The organism is Nocardioides sp. (assembly GCF_031397825.1).
In the GTDB taxonomy this organism is placed as follows: Bacteria; Actinomycetota; Actinomycetes; order Propionibacteriales; family Nocardioidaceae; genus Nocardioides.
The window spans coordinates 1-22326 of the sequence record NZ_JANNML010000161.1 but is presented as its reverse complement, the minus strand read 5'-3'; the positions used below and the strand labels follow the sequence as shown (position 1 = coordinate 22326).

Annotated in this window: 22 protein-coding genes; 17 read left to right on the top strand and 5 right to left on the bottom strand. The window is 70.9% G+C overall.

Going from position 1 to position 22326, the window contains the following annotated elements; genetic code table 11:
• The first annotated feature begins 30 nt into the window (after positions 1–30).
• From RMN98_RS13990 to RMN98_RS13965, 6 genes are read left to right on the top strand one after another with little or no spacing between them, the layout of a single operon-like run.
• Complete coding sequence (locus RMN98_RS13990; protein ID WP_309649435.1) at positions 31–222, top strand: ferredoxin; 192 nt, start codon at positions 31–33, stop codon at positions 220–222.
• Positions 223–229: 7 nt separating this feature from the next.
• Positions 230–1138: a 3-oxoacyl-ACP reductase gene (locus RMN98_RS13985; RefSeq protein WP_309649434.1), complete on the top strand. Its 909-nt coding sequence runs from the start codon at positions 230–232 to the stop codon at positions 1136–1138.
• Positions 1139–1174: 36 nt separating this feature from the next.
• Complete coding sequence (locus RMN98_RS13980) at positions 1175–1930, top strand: glucose 1-dehydrogenase (RefSeq protein ID WP_309649433.1); 756 nt, start codon at positions 1175–1177, stop codon at positions 1928–1930.
• A gap of 8 nt (positions 1931–1938) precedes the next feature.
• Positions 1939–2439: a PPOX class F420-dependent oxidoreductase gene (locus tag RMN98_RS13975; protein WP_309649432.1), complete on the top strand. Its 501-nt coding sequence runs from the start codon at positions 1939–1941 to the stop codon at positions 2437–2439.
• A gap of 45 nt (positions 2440–2484) precedes the next feature.
• Entirely contained in the window at positions 2485–3528 is a 1044-nt protein-coding gene (locus RMN98_RS13970; protein ID WP_309649431.1) for a PIG-L deacetylase family protein, read from the top strand.
• A 35-nt stretch (positions 3529–3563) separates the two neighbouring features.
• Complete coding sequence (locus RMN98_RS13965; protein ID WP_309649430.1) at positions 3564–4364, top strand: HAD-IIA family hydrolase; 801 nt, start codon at positions 3564–3566, stop codon at positions 4362–4364.
• Here RMN98_RS13965 and RMN98_RS13960 read toward each other — a convergent pair.
• Both RMN98_RS13960 and RMN98_RS13955 read right to left on the bottom strand, forming a co-directional pair.
• Entirely contained in the window at positions 4361–6319 is a 1959-nt protein-coding gene (locus RMN98_RS13960) for an ATP-binding protein (protein ID WP_309649429.1), read from the bottom strand. The two genes, RMN98_RS13965 and RMN98_RS13960, sit on opposite strands and share 4 nt — an antisense overlap.
• 54 nt (positions 6320–6373) lie before the next feature.
• Positions 6374–7009 carry a TetR family transcriptional regulator gene (locus RMN98_RS13955; RefSeq protein ID WP_309649428.1) on the bottom strand — a complete coding sequence of 212 codons (636 nt, stop codon included), beginning with the start codon at positions 7007–7009 and terminating at the stop codon, positions 6374–6376.
• A gap of 193 nt (positions 7010–7202) precedes the next feature.
• Between RMN98_RS13955 and RMN98_RS13950 the strand changes: the two genes are divergently transcribed.
• The 3 genes from RMN98_RS13950 to RMN98_RS13940 are packed head-to-tail and all read left to right on the top strand — an operon-like array spanning position 7203 to position 10321.
• Positions 7203–8492, top strand: coding sequence for a glycosyltransferase family 4 protein (locus tag RMN98_RS13950; RefSeq protein WP_309649427.1), 1290 nt, complete (start codon positions 7203–7205; stop codon positions 8490–8492).
• Positions 8479–9246 (top strand): methyltransferase domain-containing protein, encoded by a 768-nt coding sequence (locus tag RMN98_RS13945; RefSeq protein WP_309649426.1) that lies wholly within the window; start codon positions 8479–8481, stop codon positions 9244–9246. Before RMN98_RS13950 ends, RMN98_RS13945 begins: the two co-directional genes overlap by 14 nt.
• Entirely contained in the window at positions 9239–10321 is a 1083-nt protein-coding gene (locus tag RMN98_RS13940; RefSeq protein ID WP_309649425.1) for a prenyltransferase, read from the top strand. Before RMN98_RS13945 ends, RMN98_RS13940 begins: the two co-directional genes overlap by 8 nt.
• A 35-nt stretch (positions 10322–10356) precedes the next feature.
• Here RMN98_RS13940 and RMN98_RS13935 read toward each other — a convergent pair whose 3' ends face one another.
• The gene (locus tag RMN98_RS13935; protein ID WP_309649424.1) at positions 10357–11001 is read right to left on the bottom strand and encodes a class I SAM-dependent methyltransferase; all 645 of its coding nucleotides are present in this window, start codon (positions 10999–11001) and stop codon (positions 10357–10359) included.
• Positions 11002–11100: 99 nt separating this feature from the next.
• Here RMN98_RS13935 and RMN98_RS13930 point away from each other — a divergent pair, with 99 nt between their 5' ends.
• Entirely contained in the window at positions 11101–13203 is a 2103-nt protein-coding gene (locus RMN98_RS13930; protein ID WP_309649423.1) for an acyl-CoA dehydrogenase, read from the top strand.
• 155 nt (positions 13204–13358) lie between these two features.
• On the opposite strand, the gene RMN98_RS13925 is transcribed toward RMN98_RS13930, so the two are convergent.
• A complete protein-coding gene (locus tag RMN98_RS13925; RefSeq protein ID WP_309649422.1) occupies positions 13359–14585 on the bottom strand; it encodes an alpha/beta hydrolase in 1227 nt (408 codons plus the stop codon).
• 61 nt (positions 14586–14646) lie between these two features.
• Here RMN98_RS13925 and RMN98_RS13920 point away from each other — a divergent pair, with 61 nt between their 5' ends.
• Positions 14647–16095, top strand: a complete 1449-nt coding sequence (locus RMN98_RS13920; protein ID WP_309649421.1) for a wax ester/triacylglycerol synthase family O-acyltransferase — start codon at positions 14647–14649, stop codon at positions 16093–16095.
• 39 nt (positions 16096–16134) lie between these two features.
• Here RMN98_RS13920 and RMN98_RS13915 read toward each other — a convergent pair whose 3' ends face one another.
• Positions 16135–17046, bottom strand: a complete 912-nt coding sequence (locus RMN98_RS13915) for an alpha/beta hydrolase (RefSeq protein WP_309649420.1) — start codon at positions 17044–17046, stop codon at positions 16135–16137.
• 86 nt (positions 17047–17132) lie between these two features.
• Here RMN98_RS13915 and RMN98_RS13910 point away from each other — a divergent pair, with 86 nt between their 5' ends.
• The 6 genes from RMN98_RS13910 to RMN98_RS13885 are packed head-to-tail and all read left to right on the top strand — an operon-like array spanning position 17133 to position 22231.
• Positions 17133–19319 (top strand): acyl-CoA dehydrogenase, encoded by a 2187-nt coding sequence (locus tag RMN98_RS13910; protein WP_309649419.1) that lies wholly within the window; start codon positions 17133–17135, stop codon positions 19317–19319.
• A complete protein-coding gene (locus RMN98_RS13905; protein WP_309649418.1) occupies positions 19316–19822 on the top strand; it encodes a MaoC family dehydratase N-terminal domain-containing protein in 507 nt (168 codons plus the stop codon). The genes RMN98_RS13910 and RMN98_RS13905 overlap by 4 nt, the downstream gene beginning before the upstream one ends.
• A complete protein-coding gene (locus tag RMN98_RS13900; RefSeq protein WP_309649417.1) occupies positions 19819–20223 on the top strand; it encodes a Zn-ribbon domain-containing OB-fold protein in 405 nt (134 codons plus the stop codon). Before RMN98_RS13905 ends, RMN98_RS13900 begins: the two co-directional genes overlap by 4 nt.
• Positions 20220–20597 (top strand): MaoC family dehydratase, encoded by a 378-nt coding sequence (locus RMN98_RS13895; RefSeq protein ID WP_309649416.1) that lies wholly within the window; start codon positions 20220–20222, stop codon positions 20595–20597. Before RMN98_RS13900 ends, RMN98_RS13895 begins: the two co-directional genes overlap by 4 nt.
• Complete coding sequence (locus tag RMN98_RS13890) at positions 20594–21760, top strand: lipid-transfer protein (protein ID WP_309649415.1); 1167 nt, start codon at positions 20594–20596, stop codon at positions 21758–21760. The genes RMN98_RS13895 and RMN98_RS13890 overlap by 4 nt, the downstream gene beginning before the upstream one ends.
• Positions 21761–21784: 24 nt before the next feature.
• Complete coding sequence (locus tag RMN98_RS13885) at positions 21785–22231, top strand: MOSC domain-containing protein (RefSeq protein WP_309649414.1); 447 nt, start codon at positions 21785–21787, stop codon at positions 22229–22231.
• Positions 22232–22326: the final 95 nt, after the last annotated feature.

Genomic DNA, 22326 nt, shown 5'->3' with positions numbered 1-22326 from the left:
GCACGTCCCTTTCGAAGCAAGGAGATCACCATGAAGATCAAGGTCGACTTCGACCTCTGCGAGTCCAACGCCCTCTGCGAGGCGATGGCCCCCGAGGTCTTCGAGCTCGATGACGACGACTACCTCGTGGTCAAGGCCGAGGAGACGACGCCCGAGACCCTCGAGAACGTCAAGCGCGCCGTGGCGGCCTGCCCGCGCGCCGCCATCTCCCTGGAGGACTGATCCGCTGATGGTGGACAACCACGACCTGTCTCTCGACGGCCGCGTCGCGATCGTCACCGGGGCAGGCGCCGGGCTCGGGCGCGCCGAGGCGCTGGCCCTCGCCGACGCCGGCGCCCGGATCGTCCTCAACGACCTGCCCGGTGCCGCCGACGAGGCCGCCGAGGAGATCCGCTCGCGCGGGGGAGAGGTGCGCATCGTCGCGGGCGACGTAGCCGAGCGCTCGACCGCCGACGCGATGATGGCGGCCGCCGTCGAGGGCTTCGGCCAGCTCGACGTCGTCGTCAACAACGCCGGCATGACCCGCGACCGGATGCTCTTCAACATGAGCGACGACGAGTGGGACGCGGTCATCCGCGTCCACCTGCGCGGCCACTTCCTGCTCTCGCGCAACGCCGCCTCCCACTGGCGACAGAAGTCCAAGGACATCGACGCCCCCGTCTACGGCCGGGTCGTCAACACCGCCTCCGAGGCGTTCCTCGGCGGGTCCCCGGGACAGGCCAACTACGCCGCGGCCAAGGCCGGCATCACCGCGCTCACCCTGTCCACGGCGCGTGGTCTCGGCAAGGTCGGCGTCCGTGCCAACGCCATCTGCCCCCGCGCCCGGACCGCGATGACGGCCCAGGTGTTCGGCGAGGACCAGTCGGGTCTCGAGATCGACCCCTACTCGCCCGAGCACGTCGCGCCGCTGGTCGCCTACCTCGCCTCCCCGGCCGCCGACACCATCACCGGCCAGGTGTTCGTGGTCTACGGCGGCATGGTCGCCCTCGTGGCGGCCCCGGTCGTGGAGCAGCGCTTCGACAAGGCCGGAGCAGCCTGGACGCTCGGCGACCTCGACCAGCAGCTCGGCGGCTACTTCGAGGGACGCGACCCTGCGCAGGGCTTCGCGGCCGACTCGATCATGCAGCTGACCGTCTAGCCACCACCAGTCCCCGTCACACGAAGGAGCACCACCATGGGTCGACTCGACGGCAAGGTCGCCATCGTCACCGGCGGCGCGCAGGGCCAGGGGGCCGGCATCGCCCGCGCCTACGTGGCCGAGGGCGCTCGCACCCTGATCGCCGACATCGCCAAGGACGAGGGGCAGGCACTGGCCGACGAGCTGGGTCCGGACGCCCACTTCGTGCACCACGACGTCAGCGACGCCGCGTCGTGGACCGCGGTGGTGGAGGACGTCAACACCCGCTTCGGTCCGGTCAACATCCTGGCCAACAATGCGGGGATCCTGCGCTTCGGAGACATCGAGCGCCAGGCTGCCGACGAGGTCGAGCTGCTCTGGCGGATCAACCAGCTCGGGTGCTTCCTGGGCATGCAGGCCGTCACGCGCACCATGCGGAAGAACGGCGGCGGCTCGATCATCAACGCCTCGTCGGTCGAGGGACTCGCCGGCATGGCCGGCTGCACGGCGTACGCCGCCACCAAGTGGGCCATCCGTGGCATGACCAAGTGCGCGGCGATGGAGCTCGGTCCCCAGGGCATCCGGGTCAACTCCGTGCACCCGGGGATGATCGACACCCCGATGACCCGCGTGCACGGGGGAGACGCCGCGATGGAGTTCGGTGCGTCCAAGGTGCCGCTGCGCCGCGTCGGGCATCCTGAGGACATCGCGCCGCTCTACGTGTTCCTCGGCTCGGACGAGTCGGCCTACATCAACGGCGCCGAGATCGCTGTCGACGGCGGCGTCACCTCGACCCACGCCTTCGGAGGCTGAACCTGCTCATGGCCAACCAACGCTCGCAGATCGTCATGTCCGACGACGAGGTCGACACCTTCCTCACCCAGCGCCGCAACGCGACCATCGCCACGCTCGGTCCGCAGGGCCGGCCGCACCTCGTGGCCATGTGGTACGCCTACGTCGACGGTCACGTCTGGATCGAGACCAAGGCCAAGTCGCAGAAGGTCGTCAACCTGCGCCGTGACCCCACGATGAGCTTCCTCGTCGAGACCGGCAACACCTACGACCAGCTGCGCGGCGTCGCCCTCGAGGGGACCGCCGAGGTCATCGAGGACACCGACGTCGTGTGGGACGTGTGCGTCAACGTCTTCGAGCGCTACAACGCGCCCTACACCGAGGAGCTCAAGCCCTTCGTCGAGCTGATGGCCAAGAACCGCGTCGTGGTGCGCCTCGACGCCGTCCGCACCCGCAGCTGGGACCACCGCAAGCTCGGCCTGCCGGCGATGGACCTCGGCGGCTCGACGGCCGAGTTCCTCGGGCAGTAGCCGAGGGTCGCGTAGGCTCGCGGCCCGTCGACTGAGGAGGTTGTCATGAGCGCGCTCGGAGCGCCGTCGTCCGCTGTGCCTCTGCCCGCGGGGATCGTGCGTGAGGCCGCGGGCCCGGAGCAGGTCGTCCTCGTCTGGGGTGCCGGCGCCCTCGACGCCCTGATGGGCGGACTGGCCGAGGCCGGCAACCTGCCGTTGCGGCTGACCCCCGCGGAGACGCCCGAGATGATCGAGGTCTCCGGCGCACCGGCCCTCCTCCTCCTCGTCGACGTGGACCTCCTCGACGACACCACCGTCGGCACCCTCGACGTGGTGCGTGCCATGGCGCCCCAGACCCGGGTCTGCGTGCTCGCCGGGGCGGGCTCCGGCGCCAACGGGTTGCTGCGTGCGCTGCGCGCCGGGCTGTCCGAGGTCGTGGACCCGCACGACGAGCAGGCGGTCGCGGAGCTGCTCGCCGCGCAGGTCGGCCGAAGTGGCGAACGGGTGCTGGCAGTCGGGGCCCACCCGGACGACGTCGAGATCGGCGCCGGTGCGACGCTGCTGCGCCACCGGAGCCTCGGGCACCCGGTGAGCGTCCTGACGCTCAGCCGGGGGGCCGTGGGTGGGCACCGCGAGGACCGGCGCCGCGAGGCCGTCGGCGCTGCTGTCGCCATGTCCGCGGAGCTCCTCATGGGGGACCTGCCCGACACCCGGATGGAGGACGCCCCCGACATGATCACCCTCATCGAGGGCGTGATCGCCACGGTCCGACCCACCACCGTCTACGTGCACTCGTCCGCCGACAACCACCAGGACCACCGTGCCGTCCACCGAGCGGCGGTCATCGCCGCACGCCGGGTGCCACAGCTGTTCTGCTACCAGTCGCCGTCGTCGCGCAACGAGTTCGCCCCGACCAAGTTCGTCGCCGTCGACGCGACCATCCACGAGAAGGTCGGCGTCCTGGCCCACTACCGGTCCCAGGCGACGCGGCACTACCTCGAGCCCGACCTCGTCGTGGCGAGTGCGCGCTACTGGGCGCGGCAGCTGACCCACACCCTCTACGCGGAGCCCTTCGAGGTGCTGCGCGCGAGCGAGCAGGCAACCGTCTGACGGGTGGTCGTCCCGGCTTGCACCATGATGTGTCCATGGAGCATCGACCGGTGGAGACCTGGCTGACCGACATGGACGGCGTCCTCGTGCACGAAGAGGTCCCGATCCCGGGGGCCCAGGAGTTCGTCGACGCGTTGAAGGCGTCGGGGCTGGACTTCATGGTCCTCACCAACAACTCGATCTTCACCCCGCGCGACCTGCGTGCGCGCCTCCTCGGCAGCGGCATCGACGTGCCGGAGGAGTCGATCTGGACCTCCGCCCTGGCCACCGCCCAGTTCCTGCTCGACCAGCGGCCGGAGGGCACGGCGTACGTCGTGGGGGAGGCGGGGCTGACCACGGCGCTGCACGACGTGGGCTACGTGATGACCGACCGCGACCCCGACTACGTGGTGCTGGGCGAGACCCGCACCTACTCGTTCGAGGCGATCACCAAGGCGATCCGGCTGATCGACGGGGGAGCGCGGTTCATCGCGACCAACCCCGACGCCAGCGGCCCGAGCCAGCAGGGCAAGCTGCCGGCGTGCGGGTCGGTGGCCGCGCTGATCAGCACGGCCACGGGGCGCCAGCCCTACTTCATCGGCAAGCCCAACCCGCTGATGATGCGCTCGGCTCTCAACAGGCTCAACGCGCACTCCGAGACCACCGTGATGATCGGTGACCGGATGGACACCGACATCATCAGCGGTCTCGAGGCCGGCATCCGCACGATCCTGGTGACGACCGGATCGACGAAGCCGCACGAGATCGAGCACTTCCCCTACCGTCCGACGATGGTGTGCGAGTCGGTCGCCGACCTCGTCGAGATGGTCGGTCGCGGGCTCTCGGGCATGCCCTAGCTGATCACCCGACTGAGCGGGAGACGCACCGTGAAGGTGCTGCCGACCCCGAGGTCGGACTCGAGCCGGATCGACCCGCCGTGCCGCTGCACGATGCGGCGCACGATGCTCAGGCCCAGTCCCGTGCCCGGCTGGGTCAGGGCGTCGGGGTTGGTGGAGCGGAAGAACTCCGTGAAGAGCTCCTCCTGGTCGGCCTTGCTGATGCCGATCCCGGTGTCGTGGCAGACCAGCCGCACGAAGCGCTCGGTGCGCTCGGTGGAGACAGTGACCGTGTCGCCGCGGCGGCTGTACTTCACGGCGTTGCCGACCAGGTTGAGTGCCACCCGCTCGAGCTCGTCGCGGTCGCCGCTGATCAGCAGCGGCCCGCCACTGGGCACGACGACGAGCGTGACACCCGCCTCGACGGCGTTGGGTCGGAAGGCCGAGGCGGCGTCGATCGCCACCTGCTGGAGGTCGACGACCCCGGTGGTGACGGGCGCGTCGGAGTCGGTCAGCCGCTTGAGGGTGAGCAGGTCGTCGATGAGCGACAGCACACGCTCGAGGTTGCGCCGCACCACCTCGAAGCTGGCTGCGGTGGCCCCGGCCGGATCGTCCTCGATCAGCTCGAGGTGACCCGAGATCGAGGTCAGCGGAGTGCGCAGCTCGTGGGAGACCGTGGAGATCAGGTCGCTCTTGTAGTGGTCGAGGCTCTCGAGCTGCGCCACCAGGACCTGCTCGTGCTCGAGCAGGCGCGCGTTGAGGACGGCCTGCCCCAGGTTGCGCGCGACCTGTCCGGCCGCGTGCACCTCCGAGGCCGACCAGTCGGCCAGCTCGCGACGGCGTACGGCGACGAGGTAGCCGAGACAGTCGGGTCCGGCGCCGAGCGGTGCGAGGAGGACGTTGTCGGCGTTGGTGCCCCGGAGGAACTCGACGACCTGGGACTGGTCCGCGCTGGCGGGCCGGGCTGCCGTCTCCCGACGATGGACCCAGCCGGCTGCGCCCCCGGCGACCGGGACCCGCCCGGCCGCGGTGGGCGTGGGACGCGCCCCGGTGAACTCGTGCTGGCCGAAGCCGGCCACCGGAGCGCGCTCGGCGGTCCCGATCGAGCCGTCCTCGCTGACCCGGGCGAGCACGACGACGCCCTCGGCCCAGGCAGCCCGCGCATCGCCGGCCGCGACCTCGAGGACGGGGGACGTCGCGACGCCGTTGCCGTCGGACGGGTGGCGCGCGGCCTGCCCCTGGTCAGCCACACCTCCGTCGCCGAAGACCCGCAGCCACACGGTGTCGGCGGCGAGTGCCTCCGCGATCGGGGCCACGCTGCTCTCGACGATGTGGGCGACGGCGAGCGACGCGGCGGCGGTGCTGTTGATGGCCTCGACGGCGCGGGACAGCCGCACCTGGTCCTCGAGCTCGGTGGCGCGCTGGGCGTTGCTGAGCGCGACGCCGGCCAGCTCGGCGTACATCTCCAGCAGCTCGCGGCGTGTGGCATCGGGGCGCTGCCCGTCGACGGGGAGGTCGACGGAGAGCAGGCCGAGCAGCTCGCCGTCCGGGGACAGGAGGGGTGAGCGCAGCGTGTCCTCGGGACGCCAGCGGTCGGCAGCGGTGTCGTGGTCATCACCCGCGTGCTCCACCTCCGGGATCCAGCCGGTGGTCGGTGCGTCGGCGAAGCGCTCCGCGGGGATGAAGAGAAGCGAGCCCAGCGGCTCGGCGAGGGCGAGCTCCTGCTCCATCTCGGGGAGGGGGACCCGGCTGCCCACGAGCTGGTCACGCGCCTCGGTGCTGCCGGCGACCGTGACGACCTCGAGCTCGAGGTCGCGGGTGAGGCAGCTGATCGCGGCGACCTCGAAGCCGACCGCCGTGGCGACCCCCTCGGCGACCGCCTCGAGGACCGACTGCACGTCGGCGCCGGTGTTGATGCGCCGCATGATCGCGTAGATCGGCCGCAGGTCGCCCACATGGGCACGAACAGGACTCACGTCACCTCCCGAGACCGGTTGCCGGAGAGGGAAGTCTGGCAGGTCGGACGTCGGTCAGTCGCGCAGGAGGAGTCGAACGGCGTTTTCCATGTGGGCCCCGGTCTCGGCGGCCGTGGAGCGACCGGTGACCCAGGCCACCAGGGCCGACAGCCAGACGTCACCGATGACGCGGGCGATCGCGACGTCGTCAGCGGTCAGCTCGGTCGCGCCCGGGTGCATGGCCTGCGTGAGCATCGAGCTGAGCAGCATGCCGACCGAGTGGATCTCGTTGGCCACGGACGCGTCGGCGAACATGAAGGCCCGGGTCAGCGCCTCGGTGAGGTGGGGGTCGCCCTGCAGACCTCGGGTGGTCTTCTTGAGCACGAAGATGACCCGCTCCGAGCTGGTGTCACCCGGGATCGGCTTGTCGCGGAACGCCGCCTCTGCGTGCTCGAACTCGCTGGCGAGCGCCGAGACCAGCAGGTGGATCTTGGAGGGGAAGTAGCGGTAGAGCGTCCCGAGTGCCACCTCCGCCTTGTCGGCGACGGCGCGCATCTGGACCGCGTCGAAGCCGCCCTCGCGGGCGAGCTCGTAGGTGGCGTCGAGGATGCGCTTGCGGCGGTCACGTTGGGCAGCAGATCCGAGATCGTCCACCGTCAGGGAGTTGGCACTGCTCACAAGGGACTCCTTGTGCTCGGGGGTGCTCGGCACGTAGCGACGGTGGAATGTGCCGAGGACCTCGGTGGTGTTGGATGATTCAGGTCATCAGGCTAGCAACGAGTGGGTCATAATAGGAACACGTTCCACTTCGTCCGGCCCGGCGTGTCAGTCTTCCGGCGAGTGTCCGGATGTCGATGCGGCCCCCGAGGTCGCATCACCGTTACCCAGAGAGAGGTCGTGACGCGTGCGCATCGCCATGCTGTCCTACCGCAGCAAGTCGCACTGTGGGGGCCAGGGCATCTACCTGCGTCACCTGAGTCGTGAGCTCACCCGCCTCGGCCACACGGTCGAGGTGTTCTCCGGACAGCCCTACCCCGACCTCGACGAGGGCGTCGCCCTCACCAAGGTGCCCAGCCTCGACCTCTACCGCGAGCCCGACCCCTTCCGGGTGCCCAAGCTTCGCGAGTTCCGCGACCTGATCGACGTCGAGGAGTTCGCCACGATGTGCGCCGCGGGCTTCCCCGAGCCGAAGACGTTCTCCAAGCGGGTCGCGCGCCTGCTCGCCGAGCGCGTCGGTGACTTCGACATCGCCCACGACAACCAGGTGCTGGGCTACGGCATGCTCGACATCGAGAAGCTCGGCCTGCCCCTGATCACCACGCTGCACCACCCGATCACCTTCGATCGGCGCATCGACCTGGCCCAGACCCGCAACCCGTGGCGCAAGGTGACCCTGCGTCGCTGGTACGGCTTCCTGCGGATGCAGGGCAAGGTGGCCCGTCAGGCACGCAAGATCATGACGCCCTCGGAGACCTCCAAGCGCGACATCGCCACCGACTTCGGCGTGGACCCCGCCAAGATGCAGGTGATCCTGCTCGGCGTCGACGACGGCTTCACGCCGCCGACCAAGCCGCGCGTCCCCGGCCGGATCATGGCGATGGCCAGCGCCGACGCCCCGATGAAGGGCATCGCGACGCTCCTGGAGGCCTTCGCCAAGCTGCGCACCGAGCGCGACGTCGAGCTCATCCTGGTCACGAAGCCGCAGGCCGGCGGTCGCACCGAGAAGCTCATCGAGAAGCTCTCGATCGGCGACTCCGTGCGCTTCGTCCACGGCGTCAGCGAGGCGGAGCTCGTGGACCTCATGGGCTCGGCCGAGCTCGCGTGCGTGCCCTCGCTCTACGAGGGATTCTCCCTTCCGACCGCCGAGCTGATGGCCTGCGCGACGCCGCTGGTCGTCTCCCGCGCCGGCGCCATCCCCGAGGTGGTGGGCCCCGACGGGCTGTGCGCCGAGGTGGTCACCCCCGGCGACGTCGGTGAGCTCAAGGCCGCGATCGAGGGACTGCTCGACGACCCCGCCAAGCGTGAGCGCATGGGCGCCGCCGGTCGTCAGCGGGTCGAGGAGCTCTTCAGCTGGCGGGCGGTCGCCGCGACCGTCGCCCAGGCCTACGCCGAGGTCATCGCCGACTTCGAGCAGGAGCGCGCCACCAGCGCGGACACCGCAGGAACCGAGAGGAAGAACCTTGCTGACCGTTGATTTCGACCGTCTGGGCCTGAAGCCCGGCGACCGGGTCCTCGACATGGGGTGTGGCGCAGGACGTCACGCGTTCGAGATGTATCGCCGCGGGGGAGACGTGGTGGCGTTCGACATGGACGCCGACGAGCTCGCCGGCGTGCTCGAGCTCTTCTCCGCGATGAAGGAGGCCGGTGAGGTGCCCGTGGGTGCCGAGGCCGACATCAAGCAGGGCGACGCGCTCCAGCTCCCCTTCGCCGACGGCGAGTTCGACCGGATCGTCGCGGCCGAGGTGCTCGAGCACATCCACGCCGACGTCGAGGCCATCAAGGAGCTCGTCCGCGTGCTGCGGCCCGGCGGCACCCTGGCGATCTCCGTGCCGCGCTGGCTGCCCGAGGTCATCAACTGGAAGCTGTCGGACGACTACCACAACGCCGAGGGCGGCCACATCCGGATCTACACCGACCACGAGCTGGTGGACAAGGTCACCAAGGCCGGCCGCTTCAACGACGGCACGCCTGGCGAGGCGATGGTCTTCGAGGGCAAGGGCTACGCCCACGGGCTGCACGCGCCCTACTGGTGGATCAAGTGCGCGGTCGGCGTCGAGAACGACGAGCACCCGCTCGCCAAGGCCTACCACAAGCTCCTGGTGTGGGAGATCATGAAGCAGCCCAAGGCGCTCCAGCTCGCCGGCAAGGTCCTCGACCCGATGATCGGCAAGTCCATGGTGCTCTACTTCCGCAAGCCCGAGACCGCAGTCCTGGACGGCGATGTCTGACCCGTTGGCGCGGATCCCCTACGTCGACGGCATCCTGACCGCGGCCCAGGTCGCGGAGACCGCGGCGTCGATCGCGGCCATGCAGGAGCCGTGCGGGGCGATCCCGTGGACGGTGGGCGAGCACGTCGACATCTGGAACCACGTCGAGGCCGCCATGGCGCTGCTCGTCGGCGGCGAGGTGGAGGCCGCCGAGCGTGCCTACGCCTGGGTGCCGACGATGCAGCGCGAGGACGGCTCGTGGCCGATGAAGATCGTGGCGGGCGAGGTCGACGACCCGCGCGGCGAGGTCAACATGTCTGCCTACTTCGCGGTCGGCGTCTGGCACCACTGGCTCGTACGCCGTGACATCGGCTTCGTGCGTCGCTACTGGCCCTCGGTGCGCGCCGGTCTCGACTGGGTCGTGTCGCAGCAGGTCGCGTTCGGCGGCATCAGGTGGACACCCACCGAGAGCTTCTCGCTGCTCACCGGGTGCTCGAGCGTCTACCACTCGCTGCGCGCCGGCGTGGCCCTGGCCGACCTGCTCGACGACCCGCAGCCGGAGTGGGAGATCGCCGGTGGTCGCCTCGGCCACGCGATCCGCGAGCACGCCGACCTCTTCGAGGACAAGGCGACCTACTCGATGGACTGGTACTACCCGGTCCTCGGTGGGGCCGTCCGCGGTGCGGAGGCGTTCGCGCTGCTCGAGACCCGCTGGAGCGACTTCGTGGTCCCGGGTCTCGGCATCCACTGCGTCGACACCAACCCGTGGGTGACCGGCGCGGAGACCTGCGAGCTGGCGATGGCGTTGGACGCGATCGGCGACCACCGTCGGGCATGGGCGCTCGTGAGTGACATGCAGCACCTGCGCGGTGAGGACGGGAAGTACTGGACCGGCTGGGTCTACGGCGACGACGTCAACTGGCCGCACGAGCACACGACGTACACCGCAGCTGCGGTGATCCTCGCGATCGACGCCCTCGGGGAGACCCACGGGCACAGCACCGCGGGGTCGGGCATCATGCGTGGCACGTCCCTGGCGCCGCACTTCGCCGAGCTCATGCTCGAGTGCGAGTGCGCGGTGGGGGACCTGGTCTGACCGACGGGCCCGGCCGACGGGCCTAGCCGACGGGCCTAGCCGACGGGGTGGCCTGCGTCGCCGGTGAGGCGGCGCAGGACCCGCATCGAGCCGAGGGCGTCGGCCTCGACGAACGCCCCGCTAGCGAGCGCGCGGCGGAAGATGTGGAAGGGCGCCTGGCCACCGTCGGCCGGGTGCTCGAAGACGTCGTGGATGACCAGGCTGCCGCCGGGCATCACCCAGTGGGCCCAGCCGGTGTAGTCGGCCTGGGCGTGCACCTCGGCGTGGCCGCCGTCGATGAAGAGCAGCGAGAGCGGGGTGCGCCACAGGGCGGCCACGGTGGGGCTCTTGCCGATGATGGCGATGACCTGGTCCTCCAGGCCGGCGGCCGCGATCGTCCTGCGGAAGACCGGCAGGGTGTCCATCAGTCCGGTCTCCGGGTCGACGAGCGAGGCGTCGTGGTGCTCCCACCCGGCCTGGTTCTCCTCCGAGCCGCGGTGGTGGTCGACGGTGAAGACCGTCCCGCCCACCTCGCGGGCCGCGGCTCCGAGGTAGATCGCGGACTTGCCGCAGTAGGTCCCCACCTCCAGCGCGGGTCCGTGGATCAGCCGCTCGCGGGCCACCCGGTGGAGCAGGAGGCCCTCGTCCTCCGGCATGAAGCCCTTGGCGGCGAGGGCGTGGGTGAGCAGGTCTGGGCTCATGGCTGGGCTCATGGCTGGGGTCATGCTGGTGTCGGACACGACCGTGACTCTAGAATATGAAACACGTTCTAGTTTTGCTCTCCCCCAGAAAGGCCCCGCATGTCGATCGGAATCTCCGACGAGCACGTCGAGCTGGCGGCCAGCCTGCGCAAGTGGGCGGGCTCGCTCGAGGGCATCGACGCCAGTCGCGCGGTGGACGACCAGCCTTGCGCGACCTTCGGCGACGTGTGGACCTCCGTCGTCGAGATGGGGGTCGCGACCATCGGTCTTCCGGAGGCGGCGGGTGGCGGCGGCGGGACACCTCTCGACGTGGCCGTCGCGCTCGAGGCCTGCGCGCACGAGCTGGTGCCGGGGGCGCTGCTGTCCACCGTGGTGGCGACGTCCGTCCTCGCACCGCTCATGTCGTCGAACCCGGCGCTGCAGGGTCTGCTGGGGTCCGGGTCGTCGTTCGGGCTAGCGCTGGACCCGGCGCCCTCCGTGGTCTGGGACGCGCCCGGCGCCGACCACCTGCTCGTCAGCGACCCCGACGACCAGTGGTACGTCGTGCCCGCCGCAGCCGCCGACGTGTCCGGGTCGCTCGGGCTCGACCTGACGCGGCGCCACGGGTCGGCGCGGGTCGACCTCGAGGGCCCGGGCGTCGTCCGCGTGGCGGGGCTGAGCGGTGACCTGGTCCGTCGTACGGCGGTCACGTTCGCCGCGGCCGAGGCCTCTGGTGTCGCGCGGTGGTGCCTGCAGACGGCGGTCGACTACGCCAAGGTGCGCGAGCAGTTCGGCAGGCCCATCGGCTCCTTCCAGGCGATCAAGCACCTGTGTGCCGAGATGCTGGAGACCGCCGAGGCCGTCACGGCGGCGGCGTGGGACGTCGCGTCCGCGGCGTCGGGTGACGACGAGCAGTGGGCCTTCGCGGCCGATGTCGCCTCAGCGGTGGCCTTCGACGGCGCCGTGTCGGTGGCGAAGAGCTGCATCCAGGTGCTCGGCGGCATCGGGTTCACCTACGAGCACGAGGCGCACTTCTACCTGCGCCGGGCGCTGGCGCTGCGGGGTCTGCTGGGCTCGGCGGACGAGGCGGCCCTGTCGTTGACCACGCGTGCCGTGGCGGGGGCCCGGCGCCGGGTCGCCGTCGACCTCGACGGGCGCGATGACGCCGTGCGATCGGACATCGCGGCCTTGGTCGACCGGGTCGCCGGGGCGGGTGCCGACGGGCTGCGCGCCGGTCTGGTCGACACCGGGCTGCTGACGCCGCACTGGCCGGCGCCGTACGGGCTCGGCGCGGACGCCGTCACGCAGCTGGTCATCGACCAGGAGCTCGCGCGCGCCGGGGTCGAGCGACCCGACATCGTGATCGCCGGCTGGGCGCTGCCCACGATCCTCGAGCACGGCACGCCCGCGCAGGTCGAGCGGTTCGTCCGGCCGTCGCTGCTGGGCGAGCTGGTCTGGTGCCAGCTCTTCTCCGAGCCCGGGTCCGGGTCCGACCTCGCGTCGCTGCGCACACGGGCGGTGCGGGTCGACGGAGGGTGGCGGCTCACCGGTCAGAAGGTCTGGACGTCGGTCGCGCAGAAGGCCGACTGGGGCATCTGCCTGGCCCGGACCGATGCCGACGTCCCGCAGCACAAGGGCATCAGCTACTTCCTCGTGGACATGCGCAGCGAGGGCATCGACGTGCGCCCGCTGCGCGAGATCACCGGCGAGGCGCTCTTCAACGAGGTGTTCCTCGACGACGTCCTCGTGCCCGACGACTGCCTGGTGGCGGGCGAGGGCGACGGGTGGCGCCTGGCGCGCACCACGCTGGCCAACGAGCGGGTCGCCATGGCGACGAGTCGGCTCGACAAGAGCACCGAGCGGGCGGTGGCGCTGGCTGGCGGCGGTGCTGGCGTGAGCGTGGCGGAGCGGGTGCGGATCGGTCACGCGGTCGCGCTCTCGACGGTCTGCTCGCTCCTCGGCACTCGCTCCACCCTCCGCTCGCTGGCCGGTCAGGGCCCCGGTGCGGAGTCGAGCGTCGCCAAGCTGCTCGGCGTCCGCAACCGCCAGGACGGCGCCGAGCTGGTGGTGGAGCTCTACGGCGACCGGTTGGTCGCCCCGGACGAGGACGTGCAGGCGGCGGTCTGGGAGATGCTCAACACCCGCTGCCTGTCCATCGCCGGTGGCACCACCCAGATCCTGCGCAACATCGTCGGTGAGCGGATCCTGGGGCTGCCGCGCTAGAGGTCGAGTCGGCGCAATGTTGTCGAGTGGCCAGCAACGGGCGGCCCAGGAGGCTGTCTCCGTGCGGTGACAGTGCAACATCGCGCCGACTCGGCGTTGCGTGAGCAACATCGCGCCGACTCGGCGTTGCGTGAGCAACATCGCGCCGACTCGGCTCAGGTGTGCTCGCGGCGGTAGGTGTTCCAGTGCCAGTGCAGGTAACGATCGATCGCGCGCACGATGTGCGAGGAGCGGATCGAGGGGAAGACGTCGAAGGCGTGCTGGGCGCCCGGGAGCTCGGCGTAGACGACCGTGCGCTTGGAGACGCGCCGCAGCTTCTCGACGAACAGGCGGGCCTGGTCGACGTGGGCGAGGCTGTCGTGGGAGCCGTGCAGCACGAAGAAGTCCGGGGCGTCGGGCGTGATCCGCAGGATCGGGGAGGCGTCCTCGAAGGCGTCGGGGTCGCTCTCCCAGCGCTTGCCCAGGACCTTGGGGCCCAGGAACCGGTCGCGCATCAAGATGGCGCTCTTGATGCCCGTCGAGCCGGCGAAGTCGTAGATCCCGTAGTGGGGGACCGCGCACTGGACGGAGGTGTCGGCATCCTCGAAGCCGGGTTGCCAGGACCGGTCGCCGGCGGTGAGAGCCGCCAGTGAGACCAGGTGCCCGCCGGCCGAGCCGCCGGTGATGGCGATGTAGTCGGGGTTGCCGCCGTAGGCCGCGATGTGCTCGCGGATCCACGCGATCGCCTGCTTGACGTCGATGACCTGGGCGGGGAACGGGTCGCGCGGCGCGAGCCGGTAGTTGATCGCCACGCACACCCAGCCCTTGGCGGCGAGGTGCTGCATCAGCGGGATGCCCTGCTCCTCCTTCTTGCCGATCGTCCAGCCTCCGCCGTGCACCTGCAGCAGCACGGGCGCGCCCTGGGGCGGGCGACCGGCCGGGAGGTAGATGTCGAGGAGGCCGCGCTTGCCGTGGTCGTCGTAGGCGATGTCGCGCTCGACGCGCACCTGGTCGTTGCGCATGCGGAAGGGGTAGACGAGCTTGCGCCACGGCACGGCGAGGTCGGCCGGCGTCGGTGCATGGTCGAGCTGCTCGACGTAGTCGACGCCCACGCCCTCCGCGAGTGCCTCCTCGACCTCGGTGCCGACCCGGCGCGCCTGGTCGATCAGGAAGGCGAGCCCCGCGGCGCTGGCACCCGCCAGGGCGAGCCCGAGCGGGTCTCGCCGACGCCCCGTCGCGTGGGCAGCCGCGTCGGCCACGGTGAGCGCCAGCACCTGGGGCGCGAGCTCACCGGTCAGCCACCCGGCGAAGAAGGACGGGATGCCGACCCGGAAGCCCGGCAGGGGCCGGATGGCGTTGGCCGTGAGAGCAGCGATGACGACCTGGCGACGAAGGAACCCCATAACACCAGGCTAGACGACTCGTTGAGAACACGTTCTACTTCCCACGCCTAGGATGCCGACCATGGACCGCCTGTCAGGCCTCGACGCCAGCTTCCTCTACCTCGAGACGCCGGCCCAGCTCATGCACGTGTGCGGGGTGATCGTGCTCGACCCGGCGACCATGCCGGCGCCGTACTCCTTCGCCTCGATGCAGGCGGCGATCAACCAGCAGGTCAAGGGCGTCCCGGCGTTCACCCGCAAGCTGCGCCGTGTGCCGCTGGGGCTCGACCACCCGATCTGGGTGCGGGACAAGCAGTTCGACATCGAGCGCCACGTGCACCGGCTGGCGCTGCCCAGTCCCGGTGGGTACGCCGAGCTGACGGCGCTCACCTCCCACCTCGCGGCCCTGCCGCTCGACCGCTCCCGCCCGTTGTGGGAGATGTGGGTGATCGAGGGCTACGACGACGGCGACAAGGTCGTGGTCTTCACCAAGATGCACCACGCCACCGTCGACGGTGTCTCCGGCTCCAACTTGATCTCCCACCTGTGTGCGCTCGAGGCCGATGCTCCGCCGATGGCGCTGATGGCGGGGGAGAAGCACGGCCGCGAGGCCGGGGCCCGCGAGCTGCTCGGTCGCGCAGTGCTCACCAACCTGACCCGACCCGTGCACGCCGCCCGGATCCTGGCCCCGACCGCCAAGGGCGTGACGCGCACGATCGGCCGCGCCCGAGCCGGTACGGCGATGGCCGCACCGCTCACGGCTCCGCGCACGTCGTTCAACGGCACCATCACCGGGCGCCGCACGATCGGCGTTGTCGACCTCGACCTGGAGGCGGTGCGCCAGGTCAAGGGGGCCACGGGGACCACCGTCAACGACGTGGTGCTGACGCTCGCCGGGGGAGCGCTGCGCGGCTACCTCGAGGAGCGCGACGAGCTCCCGGACAGCTCGCTGCTGGCGTCCGTGCCGGTGAGCGTGCGCGAGCAGTCGAAGCGTGACGGCGGGGCCAACAAGGTCTCCACGCTCTTCGCGCGGCTGGGCACGGACGTGGAGGACCCCCTCGAGCGGCTCCAGGAGATGGCGCAGTCCAACCAGCACGCCAAGGAGCACCACAACGCGATCAGCGCCGACGCGCTGCAGGACTGGGCGGAGTTCGCCGCCCCCCGCACCTTCGGGCTCGCCGTGCGCGCCTACGCCGGCCTGCGCCTGGCCGAGAAGCACCCGGTGGTCCACAACCTGGTCATCTCCAACGTGCCCGGTCCGCCCTTCCCGCTCTTCTTCATGGGGGCGCAGATCATCGGCCTCTACCCGCTGGGACCGGTCTTCCACGGCGCCGGCGTCAACATCACGGTCATGTCCAACGACGGCCGCCTGCACGTGGGCGTGATCGCCTGTCGCGAGTCGATGCCCGACGTGGAGTCACTGGTCAAGCACTTCCCCCTGGAGCTGGAGCGGCTCAGCCGCGCCGTCGCGGCGTCGAGCGAGGACGTGACGCCGTTGGAGAAGGCGCGCGCGAAGAAGCAGGGCCGATAGAGCGGGCCGATAGGTCGGGCCGATAGGTCGGGCCGATGATCAGGTGCGCCGGAAGTCGCGCCGGCGCGCGTTGACGGTGGCCGCGGCCTCGACGACGGCCGGCACGAATTTCTCCGCCTCGAGCACGCAGCCGGCGTGGCCCGTGTCGATGTCGTGGATCGTGGCACCGGGGATCGCTCGGGCGAGGCTGATCTGGCGCGTCGCCGGGATGACCCGGTCGCGGGTGCCGACCACGACCGCGGTCGGCACGTCGATCTGGCCGAGCCACGGACGGGAGTGGTGCCGTCCCAGGGCCGCAAGCGCCTGACCGACCGCCCACGGGCTCGTCGAGCGGAACTCACGCATCGCCCACTCGTGGATGTCAGCGGGCACCAGGTCGAGCGCACGGGCGGTCGCGCGGGCCGCCGTGAGCGCCGTACGCGATCGCGAGACGCCGCGGGCGCCGAGCATGGTGGCGCCCATGCCGGTGAAGAAGAGTCGCTCAGCGGCGTTGAGCTGGAACTTGTCGGTCGTCGCGCAGAGCACCAGGCCCTGGATCTTCTCGGCGTGCTGGCGCCACACGCGCTGGGCGACGACACCGCCCATCGAGTAGCCCGCGATGATCACGTCCTCGAGCCCGAGCACGTCGATGAGTGCCGCGACGTCGTCGGCGCAGTCGACCAGGGAGAAGTCCTCGCTGCGGATGCCCTGACCGTGCCAGCGCTGGTCGAGCGTCACGACGCGGAAGCGGCGCGAGAGCGGCTCGATCGCAGGGAACCAGGTGAGCAGGCCGGTGCAGCCGAGCGCGTGCAGGAGCACGATCGTGGGGGAGTCGGGCGAGGGGCCCGGCGTGTCGGTGACGTACGTCGACCCGCCGCGGCCGGGCAGCTCCACCAGACGGCCCGGGGGGATGCGCACCCACGGGATGTAGACCCGGCGACGCACGAGCGCGCCCGGTGAGAACACGGCCATCGCCCCTCCCTCGGTGTCTGGTCCCCTAGACTAGAACAGGTTACAGTTTCGCTGTTCAGCGACCCCGACATGCACAGGAGACCGACGTGGCTTCCGACGGCTTCACCCCCGCAGACCAGGAGTCCATCGAGGCGGTGCGCTCCGTCATCGGGCAGGCGCTCGACCGGGACGGCGACTGGGCGGCGCTCGCCTCGGCCGGGATGCTCGGGCTCGCGGTGCCCGAGACACAGGGCGGCGAGGGCCTCGGTCTCGCCGAGGTCGGCGTGCTGCTGCGCGAGACGGGTGCGCGTGGGGTGCACCTGCCCGTGTGGGAGACGCTGTGCTGCGCCACGCTCACCATTGCCGCCCACGGCACGCCCGAGCAGCAGGCGCTGCTGGCCGGCGTCACGTCCGGGGAGACGCTGCTGACCCCGGCGCTGCGCGAGGTGGGCCTCACCATCACGGACCGTCCGATCACCACCTTCACCGCAGGCACGGTCACGGGCCGCAAGATCGCGGTGACCTACGCCGACCAGGCCGCGCGCCTGCTCGTGACGGCCCTCGACGGGGACGACGTGGTCGTCGCGCTCGTCGACCCCCACGGCCCCGGCGTCACGCTGCTCGAGTCGGGCTCGTCGGCCCGCATCACCACCCACACGGTGGTCCTCGACGGTGCGCCGGCCGAGCTCCTCGGCGGCGGCGCGGCTGCTGCGCGCACGCTGGTCGACCACGCCGTGGCCGGCCTCTCGTTGACGGCTGCCGGTGTCGTGGCCGGCGCACGGGACCTGACCGCCACCTACATCAAGGGCCGCACGCAGTTCGGCCGGACGCTCGCGGAGTTCCAGGCCGTCGCGATGCAGATCGCCGACGTCTACATCGCCTCCCGCACGATCGACCTCGCCGCCGAGAACGCCGCGTGGCGGGTGGGCGCAGGCCTGGACGCGGCCGACGACCTCGCCGTGACGTCGTACTGGATCGGGGCCGAAGGCCCGAAGGCCCTGCGCACCTGCCACCACCTGCACGGTGGCATGGGTGTGGACGAGACCTACCCGCTGCACCACTACTTCTCCTGGATCACCGACATCGCGCACGCGCTCGACTGCCTGCCCGGCGACGTGCCGGTCGAGGACCCGACCACCAAGAACCTCGAGCTCACCGCGGAGCAGCGCCGGCTCAAGGGCGAGCTGCGCGACTACTTCACCGGCCTGGCCTCGCACGACCAGCACGTCGACATGGGCCGGGACCGGCACGGCCCGACCTACCAGCGCGTGGTCAAGCAGATGGGCACCGACGGCTGGATGGGCGTCGGTTGGCCGCAGGAGTACGGCGGCCACGGGCTCGGCGAGATCGAGCAGACGCTCTTCGCCAACGAGGCCCAGCGCGCCGACGTGCACCTGCCCGCCGTGACCCTGCAGACCGTCGGCCCGACGCTGATCCGCTACGGCACCGAGAAGCAGAAGGAGATGTTCCTCGAGAAGATCCTCGCCGGCGACGTCCACTTCGCGATCGGCTACAGCGAGCCCGACGCCGGCACCGACCTGGCCGCGCTGCGCACGACCGCGCGTCGCGACGGCGACCACTTCGTCGTCAACGGGCAGAAGATGTGGACGACCGGTGGGCACCAGGCCGACTACGTCTGGCTGGCCGTGCGCACCGACACCGAGGCGCCCAAGCACAAGGGCATCTCGATCCTGATCGTCGACACCACGGACCCGGGCTACTCCTTCACCCCGATCATCACCGCCGACGGCTCCCACCACGTCAACGCGACCTACTACAACGACGTCCGCGTCCCCGTCGACATGCTGGTCGGCGAGGAGAACCAGGGCTGGAAGCTGATCACCACCCAGCTCAACCACGAGCGCGTCATGCTCGGCCCGGCCGGGCGCATCGAGGGACTGCGCGACCGGGTCGCCGACTGGGCGACCAAGGCCGGGGTCATCGACCGCTCCGACGTGCGCGACGTCATGGGTCGCGTCACCGCGGTCTTCCGCGTCAACGAGCTGCTCAACTGGGAGGTCGCGCGTGCGGGCGCGTCGGGCGAGGTCTCGGTCGGCGACGCCTCGTCGTCCAAGGTCTTCGCGGCCGACCAGGTGCAGCACCTCGCCGCCGACCTCGTCGGGATCGTGCACCGCTACGGCGACCCGGCCGAGGAGGAGACCCGCGCGCTGCTGGACTACCTGGACGCGCAGGCCAAGCGCAACCTGGTGCTCACCTTCGGCGGCGGGGTCCAGGAGGTGCAGCGCGAGCTCATCGCGATGTTCGGTCTGGGGCTGCCGCGGGTGCCGCGGTGAGCGACGGCCACGAGCAGATCATGGCCGAGGCCGAGCGGATCAAGGCGCTCGGCGAGGCTGCGGAGCGCGAGGCGCGCGACCCGGTCAACCAGCCGACGATCAACAACTGGGTCGAGGCGATGGGCAACACCAACCCGCGCTGGCAGGGCGGCGAGGCGCCGCCGTCCATGGCGCAGGTGTGGACGATGTACGGCCTGGGCGGCAAGCCGCCCGCCGACGACCCGCTGCACGGCATGATGAAGGTCCTCACCGACGCGGGCTACACCGCCGTGCTCGGCACCAACTGCGAGCAGACCTACGAGCGCACGCTCAGGGTCGGCGAGCAGGTTCGGGTCACCACCGCTCTCGACTCCGTGGTCGGGCCCAAGACGACCGGCATGGGCGTCGGCTACTTCGTGACCTCGCGCAACACCTGGTACGTCGCCACACCCGATGGGCAGAGCGAGGTCGTCGCGCGGATGCTCTTCCGGGTGCTGAAGTTCGTGCCGAAGGCGGCCTCATGAGCGTCCGGCCGATGATCGGCCGCGACTCCCGCTTCTTCTGGGACGGCACCGCGGCCGGTGAGCTGCGGGTGCAGAGCTGCAACGCGTGCGGCGAGCTGCGCTTCCCGCCCGGTCCGGCGTGCCCCGACTGCGGAGCGCTCGACCGGGGCCACGTGGTGTCGGCCGGCGTCGGCACCGTCTTCAGCTATGTCGTCCACCGGCACCCGCCCGTGCCGGGCAAGGAGCTGCCGATCGTGCTGGCGCTGATCGACCTCGACGAGGGCGTGCGCATGGTCGGCCAGGTGACCGACGTACCCGCGGACGAGATCGAGATCGGGATGCGCCTGCGGGTGGACTTCAACCGCGTCGACGACGACCTGACCCTGCCGATCTGGCGCCGTGCTGAGGAGGAGACCGCGTGAACGTCGGAGACACCATCCCCGAGTGGAGCGTGCCGATCACGCCGACGCTGATCGTGAGCACCGCGATCGCGACGCGCGACTTCCAGGACGTCCACCACGACCGCGACCTCGCCCAGGGGCACGGCTCGAAGGACATCTTCATGAACATCCTGACCTCGACCGGGCTGGTCGAGCGCTACGTCACCGACTGGGCCGGCGGCGAGACCGACGTGCGGGGCATCGCGATCCGCCTCGGTGCCCCGGCCTACCCCTACGACACCCTGACCTTCTCCGGCACGGTCTCCTCGATCGAGGACGGCGTCGCCGTTATCGACGTCAAGGGCTCGGTGTCGCTGGGCGACCACGTGGTCGGCACCGTGCGGGTGTCCGCGTGACCGGCCTGTCGGGCAAGGCGGCGATCGTCGGGATCGGTGCGACGGAGTTCTCCAAGGAGTCCGGGCGCTCGGAGCTCCAGCTGTCCGTGGAGGCGGTGCAGCACGCGCTGTCCGACTGCGGCCTGACGCCTGCTGACGTCGACGGGCTCACGACCTTCACGATGGACACGTCCTCGGAGATCGCCGTGGCGCGGGAGCTCGGGATCAAGGAGCTGCGGTTCTTCAGCCGCATCAACTACGGCGGTGGGGCGGCCTGCGCGACGGTCCAGCAGGCGGCGATGGCTGTCGCGACCGGGGTCGCCGACGTGGTGGTCTGCTACCGCGGCTTCAACGAGCGCTCGGAGAGCCGCTTCGGCCAGTTCTCCCTCGCGGCTGCGACGCAGGTCAACACCAACGGCCTCGACAACGCGTGGACCTACCCGATGGGGCTCGGCACGCCCGCGGCCACGGTGGCGATGCAGGCGCGGCGCTACATGCACGAGTACGGCGCCACCTCGGCCGACTTCGGCGCCGTCGCGGTGGCCGACCGACGACACGCGGCGACCAACCCCGAGGCGTTCTTCTTCGGCAAGCCGATCACGATCGAGGATCACCAGGCCTCGCGGATGATCGCCGACCCGCTGCACCTGCTGGACTGCTGCCAGGAGAGCGACGGCGCAGTCGCGCTCGTCGTGGTGTCGGCCGAGCGGGCGCGTGACCTGGCCCAGACACCGGCGTACGTCGCCGCGGCGGCCCAGGGCAGCGGCGCCGACCAGTTCGTGATGACGTCCTACTACCGCGATGACATCGGCATCCCGGAGATGGGGGTCGTGGGTCGCGAGCTGTGGCGCCAGTCAGGGCTGCGCCCCGACGACATGCCGATGGCGATCCTCTACGACCACTTCACTCCCTACGTGCTGATGCAGCTCGAGGAGCTCGGCTTCTGCGGTCGTGGTGAGGCGCCCGGCTTCGTCGCCGACGGCGCGATCGAGATCGGCGGCCGGCTCCCGCTCAACACCCACGGCGGTCAGCTCGGAGAGGCCTACATCCATGGGATGAACGGCATCGCCGAGGGCGTGCGCCAGATCCGTGGGACCTCGGTCAACCCGGTGCCCGACGCGGCTCACGTGCTGGTCACCGCTGGCACGGGCGTCCCCACGAGCGGGCTGATCCTCTCGGCCTGACGTCTGCCCGTCACAATGGCGGGCGTGAGCCAGCCCGTCGTCGTGTCCATCCACGTCGCCCAGGGGCGTCGGCTGCCGATGCGGTCGGTCGAGCAGGCCGAGGTGGTGCAGGCGCGGGGGATCGTGGGCGACCGCTATGAAGGTTCGAAGCACCGGCAGGTGAGCATCCAGAGCCTGGAGGCGATCTGCGAGGCGTCGGAGGTCTTCGGCTCGCCGATCGACCCGGCGCTCACGCGCCGCAACATCACGGTGTCGACGGGCGAGATCCCCCAGGCGCCGGGCAGCCTGATCCGCATCGGTGACCTGCTGCTCGAGGTCGTGCGGGTCGCCGCCCCCTGCAAGCTCCTCGACGACACCATCGGTCCCGACGCGCAGGTCGCGCTGCGGCGCCGCGGCGGATCGATCTGCCGGGTGCTCGAGTCGGGGATCGTCGCCGTCGGTGACGGTGTGGAGCTGCCGCCGGTCACGTGACCGGTCTCGGGTGAGGCGGGTTGCTCGACTGCCGGGGGGGGGTGTCGGGGGTGGTGGGGGGTCGGGTGTCGGGCGGTGGTCAGTCGTTTGATCAC